The sequence below is a fragment of the Sphingorhabdus sp. genome (genome assembly GCF_044239665.1).
Lineage (GTDB): Bacteria > Pseudomonadota > Alphaproteobacteria > Sphingomonadales > Sphingomonadaceae > Sphingorhabdus_B.
Window position 1 is genome coordinate 1 of record NZ_JBIIBA010000046.1, and the last position, 7,788, is coordinate 7,788.

7 protein-coding genes and 1 tRNA gene are annotated in these 7,788 nt (G+C 55.6%); 6 read left to right on the forward strand and 2 right to left on the reverse strand.

Annotated features, from left to right (window positions below; translation table 11 throughout):
• Positions 1–71 (reverse strand) — tRNA-Thr (locus tag ACILP3_RS10185).
• 116 nt (positions 72–187) lie between these two features.
• Between ACILP3_RS10185 and ACILP3_RS10190 the strand changes: the two genes are divergently transcribed.
• The 4 genes from ACILP3_RS10190 (at position 188) to ACILP3_RS10205 (ending at position 5,346) form a co-directional block, all read left to right on the forward strand.
• Positions 188–346 (forward strand): hypothetical protein, encoded by a 159-nt coding sequence (locus ACILP3_RS10190; RefSeq protein ID WP_395616522.1) that lies wholly within the window; start codon positions 188–190, stop codon positions 344–346.
• A gap of 266 nt (positions 347–612) precedes the next feature.
• Positions 613–1,650, forward strand: coding sequence for a quinone-dependent dihydroorotate dehydrogenase (locus tag ACILP3_RS10195; RefSeq protein ID WP_395616523.1), 1,038 nt, complete (start codon positions 613–615; stop codon positions 1,648–1,650).
• 44 nt (positions 1,651–1,694) lie between these two features.
• Positions 1,695–3,440, forward strand: coding sequence for a gamma-glutamyltransferase (ggt, locus tag ACILP3_RS10200; protein ID WP_395616524.1), 1,746 nt, complete (start codon positions 1,695–1,697; stop codon positions 3,438–3,440).
• Between the two features lie 94 nt (positions 3,441–3,534).
• Positions 3,535–5,346 carry an AMP-dependent synthetase/ligase gene (locus tag ACILP3_RS10205; protein WP_395616525.1) on the forward strand — a complete coding sequence of 604 codons (1,812 nt, stop codon included), beginning with the start codon at positions 3,535–3,537 and terminating at the stop codon, positions 5,344–5,346.
• 40 nt (positions 5,347–5,386) lie between these two features.
• Here the strand turns inward: ACILP3_RS10205 and ACILP3_RS10210 are convergent, their stop codons facing one another.
• The gene (locus ACILP3_RS10210) at positions 5,387–6,127 is read right to left on the reverse strand and encodes a TlyA family RNA methyltransferase (protein ID WP_395616526.1); all 741 of its coding nucleotides are present in this window, start codon (positions 6,125–6,127) and stop codon (positions 5,387–5,389) included.
• Between the two features lie 49 nt (positions 6,128–6,176).
• On the opposite strand from ACILP3_RS10210, the gene ACILP3_RS10215 reads away from it, so the two are divergent.
• The gene (locus ACILP3_RS10215; RefSeq protein ID WP_395616527.1) at positions 6,177–6,701 is read left to right on the forward strand and encodes a hypothetical protein; all 525 of its coding nucleotides are present in this window, start codon (positions 6,177–6,179) and stop codon (positions 6,699–6,701) included.
• Between the two features lie 485 nt (positions 6,702–7,186).
• The coding region (locus ACILP3_RS10220; protein ID WP_395616528.1) for a S49 family peptidase at positions 7,187–7,788 on the forward strand (602 nt) is incomplete at its 3' end.

Here is a 7,788-nt window from a genome sequence, read left to right on the forward strand (position 1 = left end):
GCTGCTGGGGAGGATTGAACTCCCGACCTCGTCATTACCAATGACGCGCTCTACCACTGAGCTACAGCAGCAATACCGAAGGTGCGGCCCTATGCGAAGGCTGGGGCTTAATGTCAAGCGGCTTGCGTCGCAGCTTGCCATTTGGCATCGCGCGGCACAGCGACGGCGCGCACAAAGGAGAAGGGCATTGGCAAAAGATGCAGAGGACAAAGAGCGGATCAAGGCAGAGCGGCTGCGTGAAGCGTTGCGTGCCAATTTGCGTAGGCGCAAGGCAAAGCCACCAGCTCCTGCAGCCGAAGATAACACCGCTGCGTGTGTAAAAGAAAAGATCCACCCCAATCCATGAATAGCTTTGTGTATACAAGCGCAGGGCATGAGGCAAAAAAAGACCCGCAAAAAGCGGGTCTTTATAGGAAAAGAACTTTTGTCTTTCGACAGCAAAGCCCTTGGGTCGCGCGTTATAATTGCAATGGCATGTAAAATTAGGATAGCATAAATTCGTCATTGCGTGCCGGTTGATTTGACAATTTCGGCCAAAGTGTTAAGAAAAAGTCCCGCCGCACAGCTAACGGAGCGTTGCACCTGGCGTGATACTCGTGAATAGACTCGGTCATGTTATACCAGTTCGCACGCCCCTTTTTGTTCAAGGCTGATGCCGAGGCCGCACATAATCTGTCGCTGACCGCGCTAAAGCTTATGCCGCTTCCGTCGCTTGGTTCGGATAGCCCAGTCCTGACCCAGACATTTGCGGGCTTGCAATTTGCGAACCCCGTCGGCCTTGCCCCTGGCTATGACAAAAACGCAGAGGTTCCGGTTGAAACCCTGCGACTGGGTTTTGGCTTTACTGAGGTGGGGACGCTGACCCCGTTACCACAAGAGGGCAACCCAAAGCCGCGGCTGTTTCGCCTATTGGAGGATGAAGCGGTCATCAACCGTATGGGTTTTAACAATGAAGGGCAGCAGGCGGCGATTGCGCTGTTGCGGAACATTCCTGAAAATGCACGGACAGGACCAATTGGTATCAATATTGGCGCCAATAAGGACAGTGCTGACCGTGTGGCGGATTATGTCATTGGTGTGCGTAACATGGAGGCGCTGGCGGATTATCTGACCGTCAATATTAGCTCGCCCAATACGCCGGGCCTTCGCGCCTTGCAGGACAAGGCCGCGCTGGATGACTTGCTGGCGCAGGTGATGGCGGCGCGGACGCGGGACACGCCTGTGTTCTTGAAGGTTGCCCCAGATCTTCAACCTGCGGACATTGATGATATTGTTGGCGTCGCGCTATCGCGGGGTATCGCTGCGTTGATTGTATCGAACACAACGATATCGCGCCCTGCGCTGGCATCACGGCACGCAGGTGAGGCAGGCGGACTTTCGGGTGCGCCCTTGCGCGATATAGCGCAGCAGCGCGTGATCGATTTCCGCAAGGCAAGCGGCGGGCAACTCCCGCTGATTGGTGTGGGCGGCATCAAGTCAGCTGAAGATGCTTATGCCCGTATCCGCGCCGGTGCGTCTTTGGTGCAGATCTACAGCGCTTTGGTATATCAAGGTCCCGGCCTCGCGCGCAGGATCAATAGACAGCTTGCGCGCCTTTTGCAGGCCGACGGGTTTACCAACATAGCTGAGGCCATTGGCGTCGACGGATAAATCTGCGCTTGGCTTTATCCACACAAGGCGGCTAAGTTGGGGGCATGAAAAAATCATTGTTCGCGTTCACCGCATCAGCCATCCTTTTCACCCAAGCCGCAACCGCCCAAAATGTCGGCGTGACGTCGTCGGCTGATCCGCGTGTCACAGAAGCGGGGATGGAAATGCTCCGCCAAGGCGGTTCTGCTGCGGATGCGGCGATGGCGATGATGCTTGCACTGACCGTAGTTGAACCGCAGTCGAGCGGCATCGGCGGCGGCGGGTTCTTATTGTATCAGGACAGCGCGAAGGGCCTGTTGACGACTATAAACGGACGGGAAACTGCGCCAGCGGCGGCGAAGGCCGACCGTTTTGTTGGACCAGATGGCAAGCCACTGGGCTTTCTTGAGGCGTTTCAAGGAGGGCATTCGGTTGGCGTGCCCGGTAACATACAGTTGATGGCACAGGCGCACCAAAAATGGGGCAAGCTGCCGTGGGTGACAGTGTTTAAACCAGCAATCCGCCTTTCGGATAAAGGCTTCATCGTCAACAAAACCTTGGAGTCACGGTTGCAGGGCATTCAACGGCTGTGGCCGAATTTCGATGAGGCCCGCGCGATTTATTGGCGTAATGGCAAGCCCGTTACGGCAGGCATGAAGCTTAAAAATCCAAAACTTGCAGCAACGTTGAAGCTGTTGGCAAAAAAAGGGCCTGACGCTTTTTATACGGGGCCGATTGCAAGCCAGATTGTGCAGGCTGTCACCACCAGCAAGCTCAGCCCCGGTGACATGACGATGAGCGATCTCGCGCAATATCGTGCCAAAGAACAGCGGGCTGTGTGCGCGCCCTATCGGGTCTATGTTGTGTGCGGCATGGCGCCGCCTTCGTCGGGCGCAACCACCGTGCTTCAGATTTTGGGTACGTTGCAGCGTTTTGATTTGACGGCAACGGGCAAGGATAGCCCCAAAAGCTGGCATCTGATTGGCCAAGCGATGCAGCTGGCTTATGCAGACCGCGAAAAATATCTGGCTGATGATGCCTTTGTCGACGTGCCGGTCGCCGGACTTTTGAACCCCGAATATATACAGGAACGCTCGGCGCTAATTGATCCGGAAAAAGCGCGTAGCGACTATCCTGCAGGCAAGCCACCCGGTGCTGGGCCCCGCACTGCCGCGATTTCGAGTGAAGTTGCTGGCACGACGCATTTCACTGCGGTCGATGCAAATGGTAACATCGCCAATATGACGTCCACAATTGAAGGTCCGTTTGGCAGTCAGCTTGTGGCAGGTGGGTTCTTTTTGAACAACGAACTCACGGATTTCACTTTCGCCCCTGAAAAAGACGGAGCGCCCGTGGCAAATCGCGTTGCTGGCGGAAAGCGGCCTTTATCTTCGATGTCGCCGACGATGGTTTTTGACCGTGATGGTCGCGCGGTACTGACGCTTGGTTCGGCCGGTGGTAAGCGGATCATCATGCATGTGACCAAAACGCTGATTGGTGTGCTGGACTTCGGTTTGCCGCTTGATCAAGCGATAGCATTACCGAATATCTATTTTGGTGGCGGTCAGTTGGAGTTGGAACAGGACACCTCGCTCGCCGCAATGGCGGAGCAGATTGCCACGTTCGGACAAAAAGTGCGTGTGGCTGACCTCGGGTCAAAGGTGAACGGCGCGCAATATCTTAACGGCGCTTGGACAGGTGCCGCAGATCCACGGAGCGAAGGGACATCGGCGACCATAGATGCAAAGGGTAAGGTCACGATCATCCGGCCCCCCGCCGCTGCGGAAGTGCCTTTGCCCAGCGTTGGGTAAAAGACACGCATTGCACCAGATTGCGAGTGGCGCTACCGCAAATAGGATAACAAAACAGGCCATAGCATGGCGGAAAATTTGCAGGAGAGCATATATGGCTGCTGAACAGTTTGACGACTTTGACAGCTTCCCTAATCTTGTAACAATGTTTTTTGCGCGCGCGCGCCATCGCGGGAATGCGCCATTTTTATGGGCAAAGCAGGACGATGCCTGGCATTCGATCAGCTGGTCGGACGTTGCGCGACAAGTTGCCGGCTTTGCAAAATCGCTGCGTCAATTGGGGCTTCAAAAGGGCGACCGAGTCATGCTGGTGTCGGAAAACCGCCCCGAATGGTGCATCGCGGATTTGGGTATCATGGCGGCAGGTTGCGTGACTGTGCCGACCTATGTCACCAACACCGAGCGCGACCACCAGCATATATTGGACAATAGCGATGCGCGCGCCGTCATCGTATCGACGGCCAAGCTTGCCAAGACATTGACGCCAGCGGCGCTGCGGTCTTCGCAGGCAGAGTTCATTATCACTATGGACCCCCAGCCAGCGATGCAACAGGGGCAATTGTCGGTGCATCGCTGGTCCGACATGGTCAACGGTACCGATGCTGACGTCCGCGCCAGCGAAGCGGCTATGGCGTCCGTTACCCGCGACGATTTGGCCTGCATCATTTACACCAGCGGCACAGGCGGGGCGCCACGCGGCGTGATGCAGCATCATGGCGCAATTTTGCATAACGCCGACGGCGCAGCGGCAGTCCTGCGGGAAGATTTTGGCTTGGACGAAGAAGAAGTTTTCTTGTCGTTCCTGCCTTTGTCGCATGCCTATGAACATAGCGGCGGGCAATTTCTGCCGATCGGCGTTGGCGCGCAAATCTATTATGCCGAAGGGCTAGAGAAGCTGGCCTCCAATATCGAAGAAACGCGGCCCACAGTCATGGTGGTGGTCCCGCGTCTTTTTGAAGTGTTGCGCCAACGGATGATCAAGGCCGTCGAAAAGCAAGGTAAGCTGCCCAGTTATCTGCTCGACAAGGCGCTGACCATCGGAGAGCGGGATTATTCCGGGCGCAAACGTCTGGTCGATGCGCCGATGCGATTGGTTTTGTCGCGCACAATCAAGCCAAAAATCCAAGCGCGCTTTGGCGGCCGGATGAAAGCCATGGTGTCCGGCGGCGCACCGCTGAACCCCGACATTGGGGTGTTTTTCCAATCCTTGGGCATTACCCTGCTGCAAGGCTATGGCCAGACCGAATCCGGCCCGGTCATCAGCTGCAATCGGCCAAGCACAGGCATCAAAATGGACACCGTTGGGCCGCCATTGAAAAACACGGAGGTCAAAATCGCCGAGGATGGCGAAATATTGGTGCGCGGGCCTTTGGTGATGAAGGGATATTGGCGTAACCAAGCCGAGACCGATCGCGTTCTCATTGATGGCTGGCTGCACACGGGTGATATTGGCCATATTGATGACCAAGGCCGCATTGCGATTACCGATCGCAAGAAGGACCTAATCGTCAACGACAAGGGCGACAATATCGCGCCGCAAAAGATCGAAGGCATGCTGACGCTTCAGCCCGAGATATTGCAGGCGATGGTGTCCGGCGACAAAAGGCCTTATATTGTTGGCCTCATCGTGCCAGATCCCGAATGGGCGGTAGAATGGGCGCAGGCGCAGGACATAAAATTTGACTTTGCCGACCTGCAAGCCAATCCGCAATTTCGCGCTGCGGTGCGCGCTGCGGTTGACCGCGTGAATGCGGATGTTTCTGTCACCGAAAAAGTGCGCCAGTTCGAATTTGCAGATGAGCCCTTTTCCATCGATAATGGTGAGATGACGCCAAGCATGAAAATCCGGCGTCATGTCATTCGTGAGCGTTACGCAGCGCGGGTCAATGGCATGTACAAGGCTTAAACCTCAAACCTAAACAAGACGCTGTCGTATGAATATGGGTTTAAGCGTTTTGCGCCCATATCAGAAATTCGACATTGCCTTGTGGCCCAGTGATAGGGCTGGTCGTCAGGCCATGCACTGTCCAATTTTGGTTAGCTAGCCACGCTTTTACCTCGTCGCAAACGCGTGTGTGCACGTCTGCGTCCCGCACGACGCCGCCTTTGCCCACTTCTTCGCGGCCTGCTTCAAATTGGGGCTTAATGAGCGCGATGAGCTGCGCCTTGCTTTTGGCGAAGGATAATGGCCGCGCAAGCACCTTGGCCAAGCCAATGAAGCTGGCGTCGCAGACGATGAGGTCAACCGGCTCGGTTATATGTACGTCGGTCAAGATGCGCGCGCTTGTTTGTTCATGGACAATGACGCGCGGGTCTTGGCGAAGTTTCCATGCCAGCTGGTTTGTACCGCTGTCGACGGCGAACACGCGGGCTGCACCATTAGTCAGCAGCACATCGGTAAAGCCGCCCGTCGATGACCCCACATCGATAGCGATGTTGTGGGTGACATCAATGGCGAACACTTCAAGCGCATGTGCAAGTTTAATGCCGCCGCGGGATACCCATGGATGGTCGCTGCCGCGCACGCTGATCTCGGCATCCTCAGCGATTTGCTGTCCGGGCTTTTGCGCCTTGGCGTCGCCAATATAAACATGGCCTGCCATCACAAGCGCCTGCGCGCGGGTCTTGCTTTCGGCAAGGCCGCGATCCAGGATGATTTGATCTAATCGTGTTTTTTTGGTCGCCATGCCGCAATGCGCTAGCGCAGCGTGGAGGATTTGGCCATAAGACAAAGCAATGCAAACGCGCCTCATAACCCTCTTCGCCGTGCTGGCCCTCGCCGCGTGCGTTGCGCCGCCGCCTCCCGCTGCGCCAAAGATTGTTTCCGCGCCGCCACCATTAGCAGCGCCGCCGCCGCTGCGATTGACCGGCGATTGGAATGACTGGCCCTTTACGCCTGGTAACTGGACCTACCGCCGCGATGGTCGCAATTCGGTTGCGCAGTTCGGCGCGCCGGGACGCAACGCGACCGTCAACTTTCGCTGCGATGCAGAGAGCCGCCGGGTCACAGTATCACGCGAAGTATCCGCACCCGGCACGCAGATGGTCATCCGCACATCGACCATGACAAAAACCGTGTCGGCGACGGCAAGTGATGCAGGCCCAGCCTATCTAGCGGCCGAAATCGCGACGACCGATCCAATTCTGGATGCCATGGCCTTTAGCCGTGGCCGTGTGTTGGTTGAAATCGAGGGGCAGCCGCCCGTCATCCTGCCGTCATGGGCGGAATTGACGCGCATAGTTGAAGATTGTCGGGGTTAATCACGACGCGATTACTTGCGGCGCAGAACCATAATTTTTGGCAGAAAAAAATTTTATTACAAGACTTGTTTGTAAGCAGGGTTTGATTCACCTTCACAAATGCGGAGGGCAGATAAATGTTTGATGCAAGCAAATTCCATTCAACGAAAGGAGGTGATCCGATGTCTCATGGTTCAGTTAAGAGGTCGGATAATTCCGTTCGGGAGATCGGCCGCTGAGCACATCAGCGATGCCGGTCACGGCATGAAAGCAACTTCCGGCAGCGGGCGTCCGACCGCTGACCCATGTTTAAGGGCCGCTGGTTAACGCCAGCGGCCCTTTTCTGTTGCGTGTCTTGCTCCACGCCTTTTGCTGACCCCATTTCAGCTGCTTCCAACCGTTATAATTTCGCCATATAAAGGTTTTTTTTCAAACATTAGTGGCAATTGCTGCTGAAATGCTTACATTAATCATAGGATTTTTTAGGATATCGAAAAATGCAGTTTATGCGTGTCAGCTGGAAAATTTTGGTTGGTGTGAAGGACTTGTTTGTGCTGGTGTTTCTGGCGCTTTTCTTTGCTGCCATTTTCGCGTTGTTGAATGCAAATCCGAACCCGGCGATGGTCCGTGATGGTGCGTTGCTGCTCAAGCTGGATGGCGTGGTGGCCGAACAGCCGGCTGGCATTGACCCGTTGACGGCGCTCACTTCGTCGTCGGCCCCTGTCGGCGAAATCCGTCAACGCGACATCATTCGCGCGTTGAAGCTTGCCGAAAGTGACGCGCGCGTAAAGCTGGTCGTGTTGGACATGGAACGATTCATGGGCGGCGGACAAGCCAGCCTTTCCGCAATTGGAGATAGCATTGATGCCGTCAAAAAGGCGGGCAAGCCGGTTTATGCCTTTGCAACCGCATATACCGATGACAGCTATCAATTGGCCGCGCATGCAACACAGATTTGGATGGATCCGCTTGGCGGTGCTCTATTGGCAGGCCCAGGGGGATCGCAGCCTTATTATAAGGGATTGCTCGACCAATTGGGGGTAAAGGCCAATATCTATCGCGTGGGCACGTTCAAAAGCGCCGTCGAACCCTTTATGCGGTCTGACCA